Consider the following 20893-nt stretch of genomic DNA (forward strand, 5'->3'; position numbering starts at 1 on the left):
AAAAAAATATTCATATTTGATGTTCATTAAACGCATAAAATAGAACTTATAGAATAAAATTACTTTTTAAATTTTTAACAAAATAAAAAAGATTGACCAATTTGGTTTTTCATAAAAGGTAATATTATGCGTACAAATTCAATAACTGACAGTGTTCTAGTTAGTGATTATATTAAAGGAAATGAGGCTGCTTTAGCTATTTTAATAAAAAAACACCAACAACGTTTATATAGTTTTATTTATAGTAAAATTAAAGACAAAGATCTTACAGAAGATATTTTTCAGGATACTTTTATTAAAGTAATTAAAACATTAAAAAAAGGAACTTATAATGAAGAAGGTAAGTTTTTACCTTGGGTTATGCGTATTTCTCATAATTTAATTATCGATTATTTTAGAAAAAATAATAGGATGCCAAAATTTAATAATACAGATGAATTTGATATCTTTTCTGTTATTGGTGATGGAAATTTAAATGCTGAAAAAAAAATTATTAAAGAGCAGATTCATGATGATGTTAGAGAATTAGTTAATGAACTTCCAGAAGAACAAAGAGAAGTTTTGGTTATGAGAATTTATAAAGACATGAGTTTTAAAGAAATTAGTGAAAACACAGGTGTAAGTATTAATACAGCTTTAGGTAGAATGAGATATTCATTAATAAATATGCGTAAATTAATTGAAAAACATAAAATTATTTTAATGGATTAACAATATAAGTAAAAAACCTTCGTTACCTATTTATAACCAATATATTAAATAGCGTATATGATGCAACTTTACTCAAAAAAGTCATCTGATTTTCAGATGCAACCTAAAAAAGAAACAGTTCAATTTTTGATTAATTTTTCCAAATCGCTAACTATTGTAAAAACCAAATCAAAAAAATTCATTGAATTGAATTTGAATTAAGAGTGGAAAAAGCTTCAACAAATGTTGAGGCTTTTTTTATGTTTTCAGTTCTGCTAAACTTTTTTTTGTACTTGGTTAATTTATTTACCATTTTTTATAATTTATTATTTTGTCTTTAAAATGTATTGAAATATGATTTATCGATATATTTTTAACTTAATTTAAGTGTTATGTTTAAAATTTTGTTAATTTTATTGTGTTATTTTTATTTTATTATTATATATTTGAAAAATATAAGGTTTGGTAACTTATAAATATAACAGTATTAAAAAGTAAATCCCCCTCATCCCCCTCATTCCCCCTCATTCCCTTTCATTATAATTCATTGTCCCACATTTTAACTAATCATATTTGATTATTTATTTTGAATTAGAGCAATCATTAACAATTAAAATGAATTATAAAATGAAAAAAACATTATTTTTATTAACCTTACTAACCTCTTGGCTTTGTGTCTCGCAAATACAACCTATAGTTTATAATACAACTTTTGACGATTCAGCTTGTGCTTGTACATCATGGATAAATAAAGATATTGCGGATCAGGGAGAATCCTCAACAACAGGTAGTAGTGAGGTTTTAAAGTTTGATGATTTAGAATCGGATGGTATTTATCAAGAAATTGCAATAGAAGCAAACAGTAATTATACATTAAATTTTAGTTATATATTTAGTTCTTTTTCATCAAATATTAATAATCTAGAAATTTATGTTTTAAAAGGTAGTGGGTATGAGTCAGGTTATACACCTGCTTATCCAGCAACAACTGAAACAGATTTGGGTTATAGAACTATTGCAGATGTAGAAACTGCAACAAATCAAATTTCTACCTTATTTTTATCACCTCCAACACATACAAGTGCATCAATAGCTTCATTATCATTTGATACAGGAGCAGAAACAAGTATTGCAATTTTTGTAAGATCTGTTGGTCCTTTTGATGATAATCTTCATGCAGAAGGAACACAATTAGCAAGTAATAAAAATAAAGGTTGGATGAATGGAAATGCTGAGGTTAGAATTGACAATTTTTCTTTAGTAAATAATGGATTAACTGTTTCTTATTTGCCAGTACAACCTACAGTTTATAATACAACTTTTGACGATTCAGCTTGTGCTTGTACATCATGGATAAATAAAGATATTGCGGATCAGGGTGAAACTTCAACAACAGGTAGTAGTGAGGTTTTAAAGTTTGATGATTTAGAATCGGATGGTATTTATCAAGAAATTGCAGTAGAAGCAAACAGTAATTATACATTAAATTTTAGTTACATATTTAGTTCTTTTTCATCAAATATTAATAATCTAGAAATTTATGTTTTAAAAGGGAGTGGGTATGAGTCAGGCTATATACCTGCTTATTCAGCAACAACTGAAACAGATTTGGGTTATAGAACTATTGCAGATGTAGAAACTGCAACAAATCAAATTTCTACCTTACTTTTATCACCTCCAACACATACAAGTGCATCAATAGCTTCATTATCATTTGATACAGGAGCAGAAACAAGTATTGCAATTTTTGTAAGATCTGTTGGTCCTTTTGATGATAATCTTCATGCAGAAGGAACACAATTAGCAAGTAATAAAAATAAAGGTTGGATGAATGGAAATGCTGAGGTTAGAATTGACAATCTTTCTTTGGTAAATAATGGGTATTCAAATAATGTATGGCAAGGTGGTTCATCTGATTGGGCAACAGATTCTAATTGGGGGTTATCAACAATACCAACAGCGTTTAATAGAGTTGTAGTAGCTAATACTGGAACAAATCCAATAATTGACGCTACAACAGGGGTAAGAGCATATAGTTTAAATGTCAATTCAGCAGCGGCATTAAGTATTAATTCTGGCGGTTCTTTAATTGTTACAGATACTTCTGTTGGAGATGTAACTTATAATATTGCAGTGACAGATACAAATTGGCATTTAGCAACTTCACCAGTTTCAGGAGAAGATTATGATGATGCTTGGGTTACTGCTAATTCAATTGCTTCAGGAACTACAAGTGCGGCAAATAGAGGAATTGCTACTTACCAAAATGGAACAGCAGATGCAACAACTGGAAACTGGGTTTATATGCAAGGTGGTGCAAGTGGAACTTTTGATGATGGGGTGGGTTATTCGATATTAAGTAGCTCTGGTGTAGGAAACATTTCTTTTACAGGTAAAGTAAATACCTCAAGTATTACACCAGTTATAAGTCAAAGTGTTAATAATTGGAACCTGATTGGTAATTCGTACACATCTTATTTAGATGTTGCAGCATTTATTACAGTAAATACAACTAATTTTGATAGTTCTTTTCAAGCAGTTTATGTTTGGAACGGAAGTGCTTATGTAGAAACAATTAGTGGTTATGTTCATCCAGGACAAGCATTTTTTGTAAGTGCAAGTTCCACTGGAACAGCAGCTTCTTTTACAATGGAAATGCAAAGTCATCAAACAGGAACTACTTTTCTTAAGAATTCTAATACTGATACTTCTATTGAGTTAAATATAACAGATGGAACAAGTAATAAAATTACTAAAATTAATTATTTAGAAGGAAAAACACTAGGATTAGATCCAGGTTTTGATATTGGGATGTTTACAGGTGTTTCTTCAGATTTAAGTCTTTATACTCAATTGGTAAATGATAATGAAGGAATTGCATTTGCAAGACAAGCATTACCAAATTCTGATATAGAAACCAGTGTTATTCCTTTAGGTATGAAAGCAGCAGCAGGCAAAGAAATTACTTTTTTTGCAGAGTCATTAAATTTACCCACTGGAATTAAAGTGTTTTTAGAAGATAGGTTCGATAACGTTTATACACGTTTAGACGAAGCAAACACTAGCTATAAAATTACTTTAACAGAGGCTGTTGATGGAGTAGGACGTTTTTATTTACATACTTCTTCTAAATCTTCTTTAAGTATTGATAATAATGTAATTATAGATGACATAAGTATTTTTAAATCAGATGCCTCAACTTTAAGAATTGTTGGTTTACAACAAGGAAATATAAGTATAAAATTATTTAATATTCTTGGAAAACAAATGATGAGTTCTTCTTTTTATGCAAATGGGGTTAAAGATTTAGCTTTACCAAATTTAGCAAATGGAGTTTATATTGTTCAGTTAGTAACTGAATCGGGTAAACTGAATAAGAAGATTATTTTAGAATAATAACTAACTTTTAAAAAAGAATTCATCATGAAAAAAGATATAAAAAAATCAGAAGATATTACTCGTAAAGATGCCATCAAAAAAATTGGAAACTATGGTAAGTACGCAGCATTAACTGCTTTGGGTACTTATATGATTCTAAACCCACAAAAAGCTCAAGCAGCTTCACCAGAAGCTCCAGGTACAGGTTTTTAATAAAATAAATTAATATTAAAAATCCGTTTAGAAATTTTCTAAACGGATTTTTTATTTATGTAAAACAAATGAACTTGTATTTTAGTAATAATGTACTATTTGTTTACTAATACCCATTCTCCTTTTTCAATTAAAGGAATAGCTTGTTTAAATTTCACTTCTTTTTCTTCGCCACTCATTACATTTTTAATAGTAACTTTTTCATTTCTACCAATTTTTGGCTGCTCTCTAACAACAGTTTCTATTGGTTCTGATGATTGCTGACGAGAATTTTGAATGGCTTGTTCAGTTGAATTTTGAACGTCAGCTTTACTTGTACTTAAATTTTGTCTTTTTTGTTGACGAGCTTCAGAAATCTGATTAGATTGCTGTGGTAATTCTCCTTTAAATAAGAATGATAATACTTCTTTATTAATTTCATCAACCGTTAATTTGAATAATTCAAAAGCTTCAAACTTATAAATTAATAATGGATCCTTTTGCTCATAAGATGCATTTTGAACTGACTGTTTTAAATCATCCATTTTACGTAAATGATCTTTCCAGTTTTCATCTATAATTGCTAAAGTGATGTTTTTTTCAAAATCAGTAATCAAACTTTTTCCTTCGCTTTCATAAGCATCTTTTAAGTTGGTAACAACTTGTAGAGATTTAATTCCGTCAGTAAAAGGTACCACAATTCTTTCATAACGATCACCTTCGTTTTCGTAAACATCTTTAATAACGGGATATGCTAAAATGGCGTTTCTTTCAATCTTATTTTTATAATGTTCAGAAACAATTTCATATAATTTATCAGTTAATTCTTTTTCTGATAGTTTTTCGAAATCTTCTTGAGAGAAAGGAGAGGTCATTGATGAAAAACGAATCAATTCAAACTCAAAATTTTGAAAATCTTTTACAGATTTGTTGCTGTTAATAATAGATTCGCAAGTATCATAAATCATATTTGCAATATCAACCTGTAAACGTTTACCATCTAAAGCATGACGTCTTCTTTTATAAACAAACTCACGTTGAGCGTTCATAATATCATCATATTCTAACAAACGTTTTCTGATACCAAAGTTGTTTTCTTCTACTTTCTTTTGAGCTCTTTCAATAGATTTAGAAATCATAGAATGCTGAATTACTTCACCTTCTTTTAACCCCATTCTATCCATCATTTTAGCAATTCTATCAGAACCAAATAAACGCATTAAATTATCATCTAAAGCAACGTAAAATTGAGAAGAACCAACATCACCTTGTCTTCCTGCACGTCCTCTAAGTTGTCTATCTACACGTCTAGAATCATGTCTTTCTGTTCCAATAATAGCTAAACCTCCAGCTTCTTTAACTTCGTTAGAAAGTTTAATATCTGTTCCACGTCCAGCCATATTTGTTGCAATTGTAACAACTCCAGGATTACCAGCTTGCGCAACAACGTCTGCTTCACGTTTATGTAATTTTGCATTTAAAATATTATGAGGAATTTTACGCATTTGTAACATTCTACCTAATAATTCTGATATTTCTACTGATGTTGTACCTACTAAAACAGGGCGTTTTTCTTCAACCAATTTTACAATATCATCAATAACTGCGTTGTATTTTTCTCGAGCAGTTTTATAGATTAGATCTTCTTTATCATCTCTTTGAATTGGTTTGTTTGTAGGTATTTCTACCACATCTAACTTGTAGATTTCCCATAATTCACCAGCTTCAGTAATTGCAGTTCCTGTCATTCCAGACAGTTTTCTGTACATTCTAAAGTAATTTTGTAATGTAACTGTTGCAAAAGTTTGAGTGGCGTCTTCAATTTTTACATTTTCTTTTGCTTCAATTGCTTGGTGTAATCCATCAGAATAACGACGACCGTCCATAATACGTCCAGTCTGTTCATCAACAATCATTACTTTATTATCCATCACAACGTATTCAACATCTTTTTCAAAAACAGTATATGCTTTTAAAAGTTGGTTCATTGTGTGAATACGTTCACTTTTTACACTAAAATCTTTGTATAATTCTTCTTTTTGTGAAGTTTTTTCTTCAGTTGTAGCATCTGAACTATCAATTTCACCAATTTTTACACCAATATCTGGTAATACAAAGAAACTATCATTTTTTGTTTTTTCTGATAAATGGGCAATACCTTTATCGGTTAAATCAATTTGATTGTTTTTTTCTTCAATAACAAACCATAAAGCTTCGTCTATCTCTGGCATCAACTTATTGTTGTCTGCCATATAGTAGTTTTCTGTTTTCTGAAGAATTTGTTTGATTCCTTCTTGAGACAAAAATTTAATTAAAGCTTTATTTTTTGGTAAACCTCTATAAACTCTTAGTAATTGAAATCCTCCTTCTTTATCATTACCTGCAGCAATTAATTTTTTAGCTTCTGCCAAAACACCAATTAAGTATTTACTCTGTATTCCTACTAAATCAGAGACTAAAGGTTTTAACTCGTTAAATTCATGTCTGTCTCCTTGTGGAACTGGTCCTGAAATAATTAACGGCGTTCTTGCATCATCAATTAAAACAGAATCTACTTCATCAATAATGGCATAATTAGGAGCTCTTTGAACTAAATCGTCTTTAGAGCTAGCCATATTATCACGTAAATAATCGAAACCAAATTCATTGTTAGTACCATAGGTAATATCTGCATTGTAGGCTTTTCTACGTGCATCTGAATTGGGTTGATGATAATCTATACAATCTGTAGAAAGTCCGTGAAACTCAAAAATAGGAGCCATCCACGCTCTATCACGCTTTGCTAAGTAGTCATTTACAGTTACTAAATGTACGCCTTTACCTGTTAAAGCATTTAGGTATACTGGTAAAGTAGAAACTAAGGTTTTACCTTCACCAGTCATCATTTCTGCAACTTTACCTTGGTGTAAAACAGAACCTCCAATTAATTGAACATTATAATGAATCATGTCCCAAGTAACAGGTTTACCAGCGGCATCCCAAGAATTTGCCCAAAAAGCTTTGTCACCTTCTAAAGTTACATTGTCTCTATCTGCAGATAATTCTCTGTCAAAAGGAGTTGCTGTAACTTCTATTTCATTGTTTTCTACAAAACGTTTTGCTGTTTCTTTAACAACAGCAAAAGCTTCTGGCATGATTTGTAAAAGTGTAGCTTCTGATAATTGATAAGCTTCATCTTTTAAAGTATCAATTTCTGAATAAATATCTTCTTGTCTATCTATATCTGCATTTTTAGCTTCTTCTTCTAAAGAGGAAATTTTATCATCAAGTTCTTTAGTTGCTTCGTTTAATCTTGCTTTAAATTCAAAAGTTTTTGCACGTAATTCATCATGTGAAAGTTTAGAAAACGAAGCTTCAAATTTCTTTACATCATCTACAACGGGTTGTAAATTTTTTAAATCTTTTTGTTGTTTATCACCCACAAAAAGTTTGATAACGGAGTTTAATATGCTCATTATGTGTATGTTTTTAAGCTATTTAGTTAGCTGTATTGTTTTGTTTTATAAGCTAGCTTTATAGGCTAGGAAAAATAGTATTTTCTCAATTAAAAGAAAAACAAAAAAAAAGCCTCTTTAGAGACTTTTTATATTTTAATTATTTAATTTAGTATTCATCCTCATTCCAAAGATAATCATCTTCTGTAGGATAGTCAGGCCAAATTTCAATAATAGAATCATAAGCATCACCTTCGTCTTCAATATCTTGTAGATTTTCAACTACTTCAAGAGGAGATCCTGTTCTAATAGCATAATCTATTAATTCGTCTTTGGTTGCTGGCCAAGGTGCATCTGCTAAATAAGATGCTAATTCTAATGTCCAATACATTTCTTAATGTTTAATTTTGTGCAAAAATAATTTTTTTACGCAATTATGCAAGTCTTTTTTAAGAAATTTCTATTCAATAAATAAAGAACTTACGATTTTTTTTCAGGAACCCATTTAATTTCCTCTACTGATAAGTCTTTAGACAACTTTCGTGCCAATACAAAAAGGTAGTCAGAAAGTCTGTTTAAATATTTTAAGATGTCATTATTAATAGTTTCTAGATCATTTAATTCTACAGAAAGACGTTCTGCTCGTCTGCAAACGCATCTAGCTATGTGACAGAATGACACAGCTTGATGCCCACCAGGCAAAATAAAATGTGTCATCTGAGGTAATTCTTCATCCATTGTATCAATTCCCTTTTCTAAAAATAGGATAGAAACTTTATCAATTTTTGGGATATTTAATCGTTCTTTTCCGCTTTTTAATGTTTTTTTTTCAGGTGGAGTTGCCAACATAGCACCTAGAGTGAACAATTCAGTTTGAATTTGTAATAAAGTATCTTTTATTTCTTGGCTGATTTCTTGATCTTTAATTAATCCAATATACGAGTTTAGCTCATCTACTGTTCCATAGCTTTCTATACGTAAATTGTATTTTTTTACTCTTGTACCACCAAATAAAGCAGTAGTTCCTTTATCGCCAGTTTTTGTATATATTTTCATAATTTATAATTCAATGTTTTGAAATTTAAATTCATAGTTACGATGTTTAAACTCTTATTGTAAAATGCTCTTTTTGTTGTTCTTTTCTGAAGAAAATTAAGCCCAAATAAAACAAATCAATTGTTACTGTAGCTTGATTATTTTTAATGAGTTTTTTCCAAATATTGTATGTTTTTTTGTCTCTATGAATTTTATTAATAACGATAAAATAATTATTTTGATCTTTAAGAAATGGTTTTAAGATTAAGTTGTTTATAAATAGAATTTTACAGTCGCTACTTAAACTTTTACTTAATGTTTTTAAGTCGAAATAAATTTCATCGATATTAAAATAATTAACTATTTTTAAAACGACTTTTTGTTCTTTTTTTGATAGACATTTTAACTCAGTATAATTATTAAGAATATTGTTTTTTACAACTTTTTGATACAATCCTTTCGTTACAAAATCATATACAAAAGGAGAATGTACTCCGTGTTGATTTGTAGATTTTACCAAGAATTTTAAATATGAAATAGCTCTAAAAAACATTAAATTTTATTTCCATTTATATACACCTTATCAATTAAATTAGAACCAAAACTATAAGGTATAAAATTATAAGAAGGTATTTCTTTTGTGATGATAAAATTGGCTAATTTTCCCTTTGTGATACTTCCAACTTTATCTGATAGATTCATTGCAAAAGCAGCATTAATAGTTGCGGCATTTATGGCTTCCTCTGGTGTCATTTTCATTTTAATACAAGCTGTTGCAACTACAAAATTCATGTTTCCAGAAGGTGTAGAGCCAGGGTTATAATCTGTTGCCAATGCCAAAGGTAAATTTGCATCAATAATTTTTCTTGCTGGTGTGTAAGGTATTCCTAAGAAAAAAGAACAGGAGGGAAGTGCAACAGGCATAGTGTTGGAAGTTTGCAAGCTTGTAATATCTTTATCTGTTAAAATTTCTAAATGGTCTACAGATAAAGCTTTATGTTTTGTAGCAATTTGGATTCCTCCAATGGCATTAAACTGATTTACATGAACTTTAGGTGTTAAATTATATTGTTTTGCTGAGCCTAGAATTCTGTCTGTATCTTCCACAGTAAAATATCCTTTTTCACAAAAAACATCTATAAAATCGGCTAGATTTTCGGCAGCAATTTTGGGTAGCATTTTATCAATAATTAAATTAATATACCCTTCTTTATTATTTTTATATTCAGCAGGAACTGCATGAGCACCTAAAAAAGTTGCTTTGATAGGAATTTTATAGTTCTCTTTGAGTTTTTTAATTACTCTTAGTATTTTTAACTCAGCATCAACGGTTAACCCATAACCAGATTTTATTTCTATAGCACCTGTTCCCAAAGCTATTACTTCGTCTAATCTTTTTTTAGATTGATTATATAAATCTTTTTCTAAAGTTTCTTGAAGTTTTTTGGCAGAATTTAAAATTCCACCACCGTTATTAGCAATTTCTTCATAAGATAAACCATTAATTCTATCCACAAATTCTTGTTCTCTATGACCAGCAAAAACAATGTGTGTATGAGAATCGCACCAAGTTGGTAATATTATTTTACCAGAACAGTCTATGATTTTATCAATAGAAAAAGTTGGTGCTTCATTCATCAAACCAAAATCAGCAATTAAATCATTTTTAATTAATAAATAAGCATTTTTTATTGTTGGTAAAATACTCATTTCTTTACCAGAAACTTTATGTAAAGAAGTATCTCTAACTTGAATAAGTTCTTTTATATTGATGAATAATTTGGTCATAAAATGATTAAATTAACTATAACAAACATACATAAATCTATTGAAATGATAACAGAAAACGAATATGCTTCTTATTATAAGTAATACATTCTCTAATACTGATGATTCAGAATCTAGTGATAGTGATTTACCAGTTAAAAATTCAGTCTTTCAAATCTCTATAGGGTATAAGTATTAATCATTATAAATGTAAAATACTAAAAAAAAGCTTGTGATTTTTTCATAAGCTTTTTTTTAGTATAGAAGTATATTTAAATTTTATTTTAAACTTCCAGTCATTTCTTCTGGCTTTACCCATTCATCGTATTGTTCTGGTGTTACATAACCTAAACGAACAGCTTCTTCTTTTAAGGTAGTACCGTTTTCGTGAGCGGTATTTGCAATTTCAGCAGCTTTATAATATCCAATTTTGGTATTTAAAGCAGTAACTAACATTAAAGAATTATTTACTAATTCTGTAATTCTAGTATGATTTGGCTCAATACCGGCAGCACAATTTTCATCAAAAGAAACACATGCATCACCAATTAATTGAGCAGATTGCAATACGTTAGCAGCCATCATAGGTTTAAAAACATTTAGTTCATAATGCCCTTGTGTGCCACCAACTGTAACAGCAACATCATTACCCATAACTTGTGCACAAACCATTGTCATAGCTTCTGCTTGTGTAGGGTTTACTTTTCCTGGCATAATTGAAGAACCAGGTTCGTTTGCAGGTATAATTATTTCTCCTATTCCAGACCTTGGTCCAGAAGCCATCATTCTAATATCGTTTGCAATTTTATTTAAAGAAACGGCTATTTGTTTTAATGCTCCATGAGTTTCTACAAGTGCATCATGTGCAGCTAAAGCTTCAAATTTATTTTGTGCTGTGATAAAAGGTAAATTTGTAAATTCTGCAATATATTTTGCTACTAAAACATCATAACCAGCAGGTGTATTTAAACCTGTACCAACAGCTGTTCCTCCTAAAGCTAATTGAGCTAAGTGTTCTAATGTGTTTTTTAAAGCTTTAATACCAAAGTTTAATTGTGCTACGTAACCAGAAAATTCTTGTCCTAAGGTTAGGGGAGTAGCATCCATTAAATGCGTTCTACCTATTTTTACAACATCACTAAATGCTTCTGATTTTGCTTTTAAAGTATCTCTTAATTGCTCAATACCAGGAATTGTATTTTCTACAATTTTCTTGTAAGCGGCAATATGCATTCCTGTAGGAAATGTATCATTTGATGATTGCGATTTGTTTACATCATCATTTGGTTGGATGGTTTTATCACCTTCACCAATTACTTTACCAGTTATTTCATGGGCTCTATTGGCAATAACTTCATTTACATTCATATTGGATTGTGTACCAGAACCAGTTTGCCAAATTACCAAAGGAAATTGGTCATCTAATTTACCCGCTAAAATTTCGTCACAAACTTGCGCAATTAAATCTCTTTTTTCAGAGGTTAAAACGCCTAATTCACAATTTGTAAACGCTGCTGCTTTTTTAAGATATGCAAAACCATAAACAATTTCTAATGGCATAGAACCAGCTGTGCCAATTTTAAAATTGTTTCTAGAACGCTCAGTTTGAGCACCCCAATATTTATCTGCAGGTACATTTACATTACCCATTGTGTCTTTTTCGATTCTGTATTTTGTCATTTTGAATGTAATTTTTAGTACAACAAATTTACAAAAAGAATGATGAAAAATTTATAAATGATAGTTGAAATATAAGTGGTATAATTATATATTTAGTTTTTTAAAAAACTTTTTATTTTGATAGTATAATTTTAAAAAATAAATATTATTTTCGCATAACGAACAATTACTATTATAAATACAAATTAATGTTAGATTTTTCAGAATTTTCAGGTTTAGTTTTATTCATGTTTATTTTTACAGCTGGTTTTTGGTTGTTAATATTCTTGTTAACTTTTGTAGTGCCTTATTGGATTGGAGGAACAATTTGGGAAAATATGAAATTAAAAAAAGAAGCAAAAAAAGCTGCTCAAGGAAAGTAGTTTCTTAAAATATTATATAAAAAAGGTTCGCTATTTGCGAGCCTTTTTTTATGGGTTTGAGTGAATGCGTTAGGGATTGTAACGGAAATCCTTTTTTATGTTTTTAAATAAGTGTTATTACGAGTTTACGAAGTAATCTTTTTTATAAGTGAGATTATCTCAATACATAAAACGTAAATTTAGTAATAACAGCATATAAAAAAGATTGTATTGGAAAGCCCGTTAAAACGCCCAAATAAAATAGGTAAATTTAAAACTCGCCACCATCATCTTCTCTTTGACCAGAGTTTCTTTTTCTTTGGTTTTTCTTTTGATTGAATCTGTAAGTGAAATTTAATGATATTTGACGCATTCTTCTTTGAAAAGTTTGGTCTGTAATATTTGTAGGGTTTTCTCTACTCGGAGTAAAACCTGTGACTTGATATTTTCTTGAATTAAAAAGGTCACTTACATTTAAAACTAAAGTTCCTTTATCTTTTAAAATATCTTTGCTAAAAGCTAAGTTTAAAGATAAAATTCCTTCAACATCACTTTGAGCTTCATTTCTTGGTCCTCTATAAAAAAGCCTTGTTTGTGATTGTATGTCCCATGGGAGGGTAATCCTAGCATCAAAACGTGTAAACCAAGAATTATTTTTTGCATCAAAGTTCTGTGTAATTGAAGATACTGTATTTGTACTTTGATCTGTAATATTATATGTGTAATCTCCTTTTGTTTCAAACTGAAAAAAGTTAAAACTTCCAGAAAATTTTACTTTTCTATTTAGATTATAATTAGCTGTAAACTCAAAACCAGCTCTGTTTTCTGAAGCTAAATTTATAGGTTGTCTTACCAAAATATTGGTTTCTATTCCATTTATAAATCTAATTTCTTGGCTATTAACTCTTTCAATTGCATTTATTGAATGTTGATAATAGATAGATGAGTTTAAGGTTAATTTATCCCATTTTTTTAAATATCCTAAATCGAAAGAATTTGTATATGTAGGGTCTAAATCTACATTTCCCTTAGAAATTACGGTTTCACTTGCTCTACTTTCAAATGGATTTAAAAATCTAGAACGTGGTCTTCTTAAACGTTTGCTATAACCTAAAGTAAAACTTTGACTTTCAGATAATTCATATCCTAAATTTACTGTTGGAAAAAAATCTGTATATTTTTTCTTGAAGTTTTCATTAGTATTAATAAGATTTACACTAATATTTGTCATTTCTGTTCTTAAACCCAATAGGTAAGAAAACTTGTTTATCTTACTTCCAAATTGTGTATAAAATGCATTTATGTTTTGTGTAAATTCTAAATTATTAGAAGGGTTGTATTCTGCTTCTAAATTAGGTGCAACTACTAAATAATCCGAAGTTAAATCTTGAAAACTTCCACGGTAACCCAATTCAAATTGAGCGTTTTTACCAATAGGTAAAACATAATCTGCTTGAATTAAATTATCTATAGAAAGTTCATTGGTAGCGTTCGTTTCAGGAAAAACATCTGTAATAATTGCTGCCTCATTTTCTTTGCTAGCACTATGTTGTAGGTCTATTGTAAACTTATGACCTTTATCATTAATATTATTTGTATAATTTAAAGAAAACTGAAGTGTTTGATCTACTTCGGTTTCATCTTGTATTCTTGTTGAATTAAACAAATTATTACCTGCATTGTCAAAAGAACTAATATTATTTATTGATACATTTTCTCCATCAGAATCTCTTAAGAAAATTGTACCTGTTATATAGCTTTTTTTGTTGATAAAATACTCTAAACCAACATTTCCGTTAAACCCTTTTCTATTTCTTTGATTATCTCTATTCTCAATTCTTGTGCTATCTAAAATTCCACTTGTTAGGTAAGAAATTGTTGAATTATAAACACCCGGACTTCCACCGTCATTATAACCAAAGTTTGAAAAAAGATTAATTTTTTCTGAACGTGAATTTAAATTTACAGAGATTTGATTGTTTTTTGGAGTTGCAACATTCACATTTACAGACCCATTAAAACCTGTAGCTTTCCCTTTTCTTAATATTATGTTTAAAATACCAGCTGTTCCTTCAGAGTCGTACCTTGCAGATGGAGAGGTTATTACTTCAACTCTTTCAATAGCATCAGAAGGTAATTGTTTTAAAGCATCTGTACTACTTAAACCTACTAATGCTGATGGCTTACCATCAATTAAAATTCTAACATTTTCACTACCTCTTAAACTTACAGTACCTTCAGCATCAACATCAACAGATGGTACATTGTCTAAAACATCAGAAGCTGTTCCTCCTTTTACAGTCATATCTTTACCAACATTGTATATTTTTTTATCTAGCCTTATATCAACTGAAGATTTTTCTGCAATCACAACAATTTCATTTAAACTATCAGAATCTTCTTGTAGTTTAATTGTACCAAAATTTTTGTTAGATATAATTTTTTGTGATGGAAATTCTTTAGTTTTAAAGGAAATAAATTCGACTCTTATTTCATAAGTTCCTTTTGGAGTTTTAATATTGAAATTACCATTTATATCTGTAATTCCACCAGAAACTTTTAAGTTTTTAGTATTTTTTAGAATAATAGTTGCATATTCTAATGGTTGATTTGTATTAGCATCTATTACTTTTCCCGTAATTGAAATATTGCTGGAACTTGATTTTTTTTGTGAAAACAAAAATGTTGCTGATAAAAGACAGCATAAAAGTAGCGTTATTTTTTTTGTCAAAATTTGCAGTTGATTTAGTTCTTTTTTTAGACTACAAAGTTCTTGTTAAGTTTAACTTAAATAAGTTAAAGAAATGTTAAAGAAAAAAGTAAAAAATAATAATCTAAATAATAGTATTAATTTTTTCTGTAGGTCTACCAATTACAGCTTTGTTATTATTGATAATAATTGGTCTTTCTATTAATTTAGGATTTTCAATCATTGCTTTAATAATTTCTGAATCAGTTAATTCTTTGCCTTTATAATTTTCTTTCCAAACTTTCTCGTTTTTTCTAACTAACTCAATAGGAGAGATGCCTAATAATTTAATGATCTCAGTTAATTCTTTTTCCGTAGGAATAGTATCTAAATATTTAACAATCTCAAATTCTTTACCAGAGTTTTCTAAAATTGATAATCCTTGTCTAGATTTTGTACATCTAGGATTGTGATATATTTTTATCATTTTTAATAAAATTTTAAATACTATTAGTTATTCTCTTTTTTCTGTCCGTTTAACATTAAATAAGATTTTAAAAACGGATTGATACTTCCATCCATAACAGCATCTACATTACCCGTTTCATGAGCCGTTCTTACATCTTTCACTAATTTATAAGGATGCATTACATAATTTCTTATTTGACTTCCCCATTCGTTTTTTAACTTCCCAGATTCAATTTCATCTCTTGTAGCTTGTTGTTTTTGCAGCTCAATTTCATACAATTGAGATTTTAACATTTTCATAGCAGTTGCTCTGTTATCGTGTTGAGAACGAGAATTAGAACACTGAATTTGTATTCCTGTAGGTTTATGAGTTAACTGAACTTTGGTTTCTACTTTATTAACATTCTGACCTCCGGCTCCACTAGATCTTGCTGTTACAATTTCTATATCAGCTGGGTTAATATCAATTTCAATTGAGTCATCAGCCACAGGAAAAACATACACAGAACCAAATGTAGTATGCCTTTTTGCATTGCTATCAAAAGGTGAAATTCTAACCAATCTATGTACACCATTTTCTCCTTTTAACCATCCAAAAGCATAATCACCATCAATTTCTATAGTTATAGTTTTTATACCAACTACATCACCTGCTTGGTAATTGAGTGTTTTTAACTTAAAACCTTGTTTTTCTGCCCACATTGTGTACATTCTAGAAAGCATTTCTACCCAATCGCAACTTTCTGTTCCTCCTGCACCAGCAGTAATTTGTATAGTAGCAGATAAAGAATCTCCTTCATCTGAGAGCATATTTCTAAACTCAATATCTTCTAAAAAAGTACTTGTTTTTTCAAAATGTGCTTCAATTTCAATTTCATCAATTTCACCTTCTTTGTAAAACTCATAAAGAACAATTAAATCTTCATTTAAAGTGATTGCTTTCTGATAATCTTCTACCCATTTTTTTTGAATACGAAGCTCCTTCAATAATAATTCGGCTTCTTTTGGATTGTTCCAAAAATTAGGATCAACTGTTTTTTCTTCTTCATTTGCAATTTCGATCAGCTTTTTATCAATTTCTAAATAAGTTTTTAGTTTATCAATTCTTGTAGCTATATCTTTTAGTTGGTCTTGTGTTATCATAGTTTCTACAAAAATAAATGAAATTTTAATAAATCTTCTTTTAAAAGCTAATAGATATTTTATAGATTTATAGAAAATAAATAAACCATGAAAAAATTACTACTTATTGTTTTATTAATTTCTTTTTCAGTTGATGGATTTTCTCAATTTTTTAATGATAAATTACAAAAAGATGTTATCAAGTATGATGGATATTTTACTTTTTATTATGATGATTCTAAGGATAAAATATTTTTACAAATTGAAAAGTTAAATGAAGAATTTCTATATGTAAATTCACTTTCAGAAGGAATTGGATCCAACGATATTGGTTTAGACAGAGGGCAATTAGGAGATGGAGTTGTTGTTTATTTTAAAAAAGCTGGTAATAAACTATTATTAATTCAACCAAATCAAACTTATAGAGCAATAACAGATAATGTAGAAGAAAAGCAATCCGTAAAAGAAGCATTTGCAAAATCGGTGTTGCATGGTTTTATTATTGATAAAGAAGAAAATGGTGTTTATTTAGTAGATGCAACTTCTTTTTTTATGAGAGATGCTCATGGTGTTTCTAACTCTTTGGCAAGAAAAAAGCAAGGAAATTACAGTTTAGACAAAAGTAAATCTGCTTTTAATTTAGAACGCACAAAAGCGTTTCCAAAAAATATTGAGTTTGATGTAATGCTTACTTTTAAAGGAAGTCCTAAAGGATATAATATAAGAAGTGTAACTCCAGATGCAAGTTTGGTAACGGTTCATCAGCATCATTCTTTTGTAGAATTACCAGATGATAAATATAAACCTAGAAAATTTGACCCACGTTCTGGTGGCTATCCAATGTCTTATTTAGATTATGCGACACCAGTAAATCAATCTATTACTAAACGATTTGTTTATAGACATCGTTTAGAAAAAAAGAATCCAGAAGCAACAATTTCGGAAGCTAAAGAACCAATTATTTATTATTTAGATAGAGGAACTCCAGAACCAGTTAGAAGTGCTTTATTGGATGGTGGACGTTGGTGGAATCAAGCTTTTGATGCCATAGGCTACAAAGATGCATTTCAAGTAAAAATGTTGCCTGAAGGTGCCGATCCTATGGATATTAGATATAATATGATTCAATGGGTACATAGATCTACAAGAGGTTGGAGTTATGGAGGCAGTATTTCTGATCCTAGAACTGGCGAAATTATCAAAGGTCATGTTAGTTTAGGTAGTTTACGAATTCGTCAAGATTTTTTAATAGCACAAGCTTTACAAGCACCTTATAAAAATAATTTAGTAGACGATGATTTTGCTTTGCAAATGGCTTTGGCAAGAATTAGACAATTGTCTGCACATGAAATTGGGCACACTTTAGGTTTCGCCCATAATTTTGCTGCAAGTACTAATGGTAGAACTTCTGTGATGGATTATCCTCATCCTAAATTTACCTTAAAAAATGGTGAAATTGATTTTTCTGATGCTTATGACACCAAAATTGGGGATTGGGATAAAGTAACAGTAGCTTATTTTTATCAAGATTTTCCGAGCAATAAAAATGAAAATGAAGAGTTGAATATTATTTTAAAAGATGCTGCTTCTAAAGGCTTAAAATACTTGTCAGATTCAGATGCACGTTCTCAAGGAAGTGCAAGTATTTCTGCTCATTTATGGGATAATGGTGGTACTATTTATGATGAATTATACAATATTTTACAAATTAGAAAATTAGCAATTAAGAATTTTTCTACGGATAATATAAAAACAAATGAGCCTTATTCTGTTTTAGAAGACGTGTTTGTGCCCCTTTATTTTTTTCATAGATTTCAAACCGAAGCAGCTGTAAAATTAATTGGTGGATTAGATTATAGCTACGCGGTTAAAGGCGATAACCAAACGATTGTAAAAAGAGTTTCTGGTGTAACAGAACGTATTGCTTTACAGGCTGTTTTAAAAACAATTTCTGTGAATGAAATTGCAATTCCGAAAGAAAAATTATATTTATTTCCGCCAAGAGCAATTGGTTTTGGTAGAACTAGAGAATCTTTTAAAAGTAAATTAGGTGTTGCTTTTGATGCTTTTTCTGCAGTAGAAACTGCATCAGAAATGACTTTAGAATTACTTTTAAATCCGCAAAGATTATCAAGATTAATTGCATATAAAAGTTTAGATAATACGCAATTAGGTCTAGAAGAGTTATTGGATGAATTAATTATAAAATCGATTAAAAAAACGCATAAAGATTTTTATTATCAAGAGTTACAAAATGTAATAAATATGAAGGTTTTAGAACAGTTGTTTTTTGCGTCAACTTTAAAAAATCAATACAAACAAGTAAATGCAATTGTAGATTTTAAATTGAGTGAAATAGCATCTTTTTTAAAAGAAAAAAACTCAAATGGAGTGCAAAAAATCTATGATAAATCTATGATTGAAATGATTGAAGATTTTCAAAAAAATCCAATTTCATTTAAGAAAAACAGTGCGCCTAAAATTCCTGATGGATCTCCAATTGGAAATTAAAAATAAGACATTAACTTTCATTAATTTTTCAAATCAATATTGCTTTTATTCAATTTGTAAAATTTTTGTCATAAAAAAATAAAATGATAATTGATTTAATATCTGATACAGTAACAAAACCAACAAAAGGGATGTTGGATGCAATGATGAATGCAAAGGTAGGAGATGATGTTTTTAAAATGGATCCAACAGTAAATGCATTACAAGAAAAAGCGGCAAAGTTATTTGGAATGGAAGAGGCCTTATTTTTCCCTTCAGGAACAATGGCAAATCAAGCAGCTATCAAATTACACACGCAACCTGGAGATAAATTATTTTGCCATAAATATGCTCATGTGTATAATTATGAAGGAGGTGGTGCAGCATTTAATGCAGGTGTTACTTGTAAATTAATTGATGGAGCTAGAGGTATGTTTACAGCAACTCAGTTGCAAGAAGCAGTTGTTGGTCGTTCAGATATCCATGTTCCATATTCAAAATTAGTTTGTATTGAAAACACAACAAATAAAGGAGGTGGTGCCTGTTGGGATTTTTTTGAATTAAAAAAAATACAGAAAATTTCTAAAGAAAATAACTTGGCTTTTCATTTAGATGGAGCTAGGTTGTTTAATGCTTTAGTAGAAAAGAAAGAATCTCCTAAACACTATGGGCAATTATTTGACACTATTTCTATTTGTTTATCAAAAGGTTTAGGTGCACCAATTGGGTCTATTTTATTGGGCTCAAAAGAAGATATTGAAAAAGCATTAAGAATTAGAAAACTGTTTGGCGGAGCAATGAGGCAAGCTGGTTTTTTAGCTGCCGCCGGAATTTATGCTTTAGATAATCATATAGAAAGATTATCAGAAGATCATCAAAAGGCAAAAGAAATAGGAACTGTTTTAAAATCGGTTTCTTACGTTACCAAAGTAGAACAGATAGAAACGAATATTGTTATTTTTTATGTTGATGATAAAATTGGTGATGAAAATTTTATTAATAAGATGAAAGAAAAAAACATCTTATTAACTCCAATGGGAGAAGGTAAAATACGTATAGTTACACATTTAGATTTTACAGATCAAATGCATGAAGTTTTATTAAAAGATCTGAAAAATTTTTAAAAATAAAAACGAACAATAGGTGAAAATGGTGAAGCATACACACTTTTGTTTTCATCATATAAAACATCATATCTAAAACCAAAAGCAAAACGTCCTCTATTATAAGCTGCACCAAAATATAAAGCAGGAAAATTAGTATTTATGCTTCCAAAACTGTCTGTTTGTTTGGCGTAAGATTGTTCAAATTCACCTGAAAGTTGGACTCCTATATTGGGTATTTGATATAGTGAAACGATACTTCCACCATAAACATTTGTCGTAAAATCTCCAATTTCACTATAAATATAAGTTATACCAGTTCCTAAAGAAAAACCATTATTAAAATCATAAACAGCACTTGGAGAAATACCTACAGTTGTTTGGTTTCCAAAACTTAAAGAGAAACCACCACCATAACGAACATTTTTCCAAAAATCTGATTTTTGAGAAAAGCCAGTTAAAGTAATTGATAAGCAAAAAAATAAAAACATCTTTTTCATAAGA

At 29.3% G+C, this 20893-nt stretch carries 16 protein-coding genes; 6 read left to right on the forward strand and 10 right to left on the reverse strand.

Features of this window, described 5'->3' with window-relative positions:
* Positions 1 to 126: 126 nt before the first annotated feature.
* The 3 genes from Q0733_RS08905 (at position 127) to Q0733_RS08915 (ending at position 4281) form a co-directional block, all read left to right on the forward strand.
* The gene (locus tag Q0733_RS08905; RefSeq protein WP_298781497.1) at positions 127 to 711 is read left to right on the forward strand and encodes a sigma-70 family RNA polymerase sigma factor; all 585 of its coding nucleotides are present in this window, start codon (positions 127 to 129) and stop codon (positions 709 to 711) included.
* A 606-nt stretch (positions 712 to 1317) separates the two neighbouring features.
* Complete coding sequence (locus tag Q0733_RS08910; RefSeq protein ID WP_298781499.1) at positions 1318 to 4086, forward strand: T9SS type A sorting domain-containing protein; 2769 nt, start codon at positions 1318 to 1320, stop codon at positions 4084 to 4086.
* Positions 4087 to 4113: 27 nt separating this feature from the next.
* A complete protein-coding gene (locus Q0733_RS08915) occupies positions 4114 to 4281 on the forward strand; it encodes a hypothetical protein (protein WP_298781501.1) in 168 nt (55 codons plus the stop codon).
* Between the two features lie 95 nt (positions 4282 to 4376).
* On the opposite strand, the gene secA is transcribed toward Q0733_RS08915, so the two are convergent.
* The 6 genes from secA to fumC form a co-directional block, all read right to left on the reverse strand.
* Positions 4377 to 7715 carry a preprotein translocase subunit SecA gene (gene secA / locus Q0733_RS08920; RefSeq protein ID WP_298781504.1) on the reverse strand — a complete coding sequence of 1113 codons (3339 nt, stop codon included), beginning with the start codon at positions 7713 to 7715 and terminating at the stop codon, positions 4377 to 4379.
* 148 nt (positions 7716 to 7863) lie between these two features.
* Positions 7864 to 8085 carry a DUF2795 domain-containing protein gene (locus Q0733_RS08925; protein WP_077809574.1) on the reverse strand — a complete coding sequence of 74 codons (222 nt, stop codon included), beginning with the start codon at positions 8083 to 8085 and terminating at the stop codon, positions 7864 to 7866.
* Positions 8086 to 8174: 89 nt separating this feature from the next.
* Complete coding sequence (locus Q0733_RS08930; RefSeq protein WP_298781521.1) at positions 8175 to 8750, reverse strand: cob(I)yrinic acid a,c-diamide adenosyltransferase; 576 nt, start codon at positions 8748 to 8750, stop codon at positions 8175 to 8177.
* A 46-nt stretch (positions 8751 to 8796) separates the two neighbouring features.
* Positions 8797 to 9282 (reverse strand): hypothetical protein, encoded by a 486-nt coding sequence (locus Q0733_RS08935; RefSeq protein ID WP_298781524.1) that lies wholly within the window; start codon positions 9280 to 9282, stop codon positions 8797 to 8799.
* A complete protein-coding gene (gene hutI, locus Q0733_RS08940; RefSeq protein ID WP_298781526.1) occupies positions 9282 to 10517 on the reverse strand; it encodes an imidazolonepropionase in 1236 nt (411 codons plus the stop codon). The genes Q0733_RS08935 and hutI overlap by 1 nt, the downstream gene beginning before the upstream one ends.
* 258 nt (positions 10518 to 10775) lie before the next feature.
* On the reverse strand, positions 10776 to 12176 hold the full coding sequence (gene fumC / locus Q0733_RS08945; protein ID WP_298781529.1) for a class II fumarate hydratase: 1401 nt from the start codon (positions 12174 to 12176) through the stop codon (positions 10776 to 10778).
* 188 nt (positions 12177 to 12364) lie between these two features.
* On the opposite strand from fumC, the gene Q0733_RS08950 reads away from it, so the two are divergent.
* Positions 12365 to 12538: a hypothetical protein gene (locus tag Q0733_RS08950; protein ID WP_298781531.1), complete on the forward strand. Its 174-nt coding sequence runs from the start codon at positions 12365 to 12367 to the stop codon at positions 12536 to 12538.
* Positions 12539 to 12788: 250 nt separating this feature from the next.
* Here the strand turns inward: Q0733_RS08950 and Q0733_RS08955 are convergent, their stop codons facing one another.
* From Q0733_RS08955 to prfB, 3 genes are all read right to left on the reverse strand, one after another.
* Positions 12789 to 15248, reverse strand: coding sequence for a TonB-dependent receptor (locus tag Q0733_RS08955; protein WP_298781533.1), 2460 nt, complete (start codon positions 15246 to 15248; stop codon positions 12789 to 12791).
* A 103-nt stretch (positions 15249 to 15351) separates the two neighbouring features.
* Positions 15352 to 15693 (reverse strand): arsenate reductase (glutaredoxin), encoded by a 342-nt coding sequence (gene arsC, locus Q0733_RS08960; RefSeq protein ID WP_298781535.1) that lies wholly within the window; start codon positions 15691 to 15693, stop codon positions 15352 to 15354.
* 23 nt (positions 15694 to 15716) lie between these two features.
* Entirely contained in the window at positions 15717 to 16817 is a 1101-nt protein-coding gene (gene prfB / locus Q0733_RS08965) for a peptide chain release factor 2 (protein ID WP_298781539.1), read from the reverse strand.
* Between the two features lie 87 nt (positions 16818 to 16904).
* Between prfB and Q0733_RS08970 the strand changes: the two genes are divergently transcribed.
* Together Q0733_RS08970 and Q0733_RS08975 are read left to right on the forward strand one after the other, a co-directional pair.
* Positions 16905 to 19307 (forward strand): zinc-dependent metalloprotease, encoded by a 2403-nt coding sequence (locus Q0733_RS08970; protein WP_298781542.1) that lies wholly within the window; start codon positions 16905 to 16907, stop codon positions 19305 to 19307.
* A gap of 83 nt (positions 19308 to 19390) precedes the next feature.
* Positions 19391 to 20410, forward strand: coding sequence for a low specificity L-threonine aldolase (locus Q0733_RS08975; protein ID WP_298781545.1), 1020 nt, complete (start codon positions 19391 to 19393; stop codon positions 20408 to 20410).
* Here Q0733_RS08975 and Q0733_RS08980 read toward each other — a convergent pair.
* Complete coding sequence (locus Q0733_RS08980) at positions 20407 to 20889, reverse strand: hypothetical protein (protein WP_298781547.1); 483 nt, start codon at positions 20887 to 20889, stop codon at positions 20407 to 20409. The two genes, Q0733_RS08975 and Q0733_RS08980, sit on opposite strands and share 4 nt — an antisense overlap.
* Positions 20890 to 20893 lie beyond the last annotated feature (4 nt).

The sequence above is a fragment of the uncultured Polaribacter sp. genome, from assembly GCF_947500975.1.
Taxonomy (GTDB): Bacteria; Bacteroidota; Bacteroidia; order Flavobacteriales; family Flavobacteriaceae; genus Polaribacter.

What these genes read in the sequence shown, in the direction of transcription:
- Q0733_RS08915 (WP_298781501.1), top strand. Translation starts at nt 4,114, where the DNA reads ATGAAAAAAGATATAAAAAAATCAGAAGATATTACTCGTAAAGATGCC.
- Q0733_RS08930 (WP_298781521.1), bottom strand. Translation starts at nt 8,750, where the DNA reads ATGAAAATATATACAAAAACTGGCGATAAAGGAACTACTGCTTTATTT.
- Q0733_RS08970 (WP_298781542.1), top strand. Translation starts at nt 16,905, where the DNA reads ATGAAAAAATTACTACTTATTGTTTTATTAATTTCTTTTTCAGTTGAT.
- arsC (WP_298781535.1), bottom strand. Translation starts at nt 15,693, where the DNA reads ATGATAAAAATATATCACAATCCTAGATGTACAAAATCTAGACAAGGA.
- Q0733_RS08935 (WP_298781524.1), bottom strand. Translation starts at nt 9,282, where the DNA reads ATGTTTTTTAGAGCTATTTCATATTTAAAATTCTTGGTAAAATCTACA.
- Q0733_RS08975 (WP_298781545.1), top strand. Translation starts at nt 19,391, where the DNA reads ATGATAATTGATTTAATATCTGATACAGTAACAAAACCAACAAAAGGG.
- Q0733_RS08950 (WP_298781531.1), top strand. Translation starts at nt 12,365, where the DNA reads ATGTTAGATTTTTCAGAATTTTCAGGTTTAGTTTTATTCATGTTTATT.
- prfB (WP_298781539.1), bottom strand. Translation starts at nt 16,817, where the DNA reads ATGATAACACAAGACCAACTAAAAGATATAGCTACAAGAATTGATAAA.
- Q0733_RS08905 (WP_298781497.1), top strand. Translation starts at nt 127, where the DNA reads ATGCGTACAAATTCAATAACTGACAGTGTTCTAGTTAGTGATTATATT.
- hutI (WP_298781526.1), bottom strand. Translation starts at nt 10,517, where the DNA reads ATGACCAAATTATTCATCAATATAAAAGAACTTATTCAAGTTAGAGAT.
- secA (WP_298781504.1), bottom strand. Translation starts at nt 7,715, where the DNA reads ATGAGCATATTAAACTCCGTTATCAAACTTTTTGTGGGTGATAAACAA.
- Q0733_RS08910 (WP_298781499.1), top strand. Translation starts at nt 1,318, where the DNA reads ATGAAAAAAACATTATTTTTATTAACCTTACTAACCTCTTGGCTTTGT.
- Q0733_RS08925 (WP_077809574.1), bottom strand. Translation starts at nt 8,085, where the DNA reads ATGTATTGGACATTAGAATTAGCATCTTATTTAGCAGATGCACCTTGG.
- Q0733_RS08980 (WP_298781547.1), bottom strand. Translation starts at nt 20,889, where the DNA reads ATGAAAAAGATGTTTTTATTTTTTTGCTTATCAATTACTTTAACTGGC.
- fumC (WP_298781529.1), bottom strand. Translation starts at nt 12,176, where the DNA reads ATGACAAAATACAGAATCGAAAAAGACACAATGGGTAATGTAAATGTA.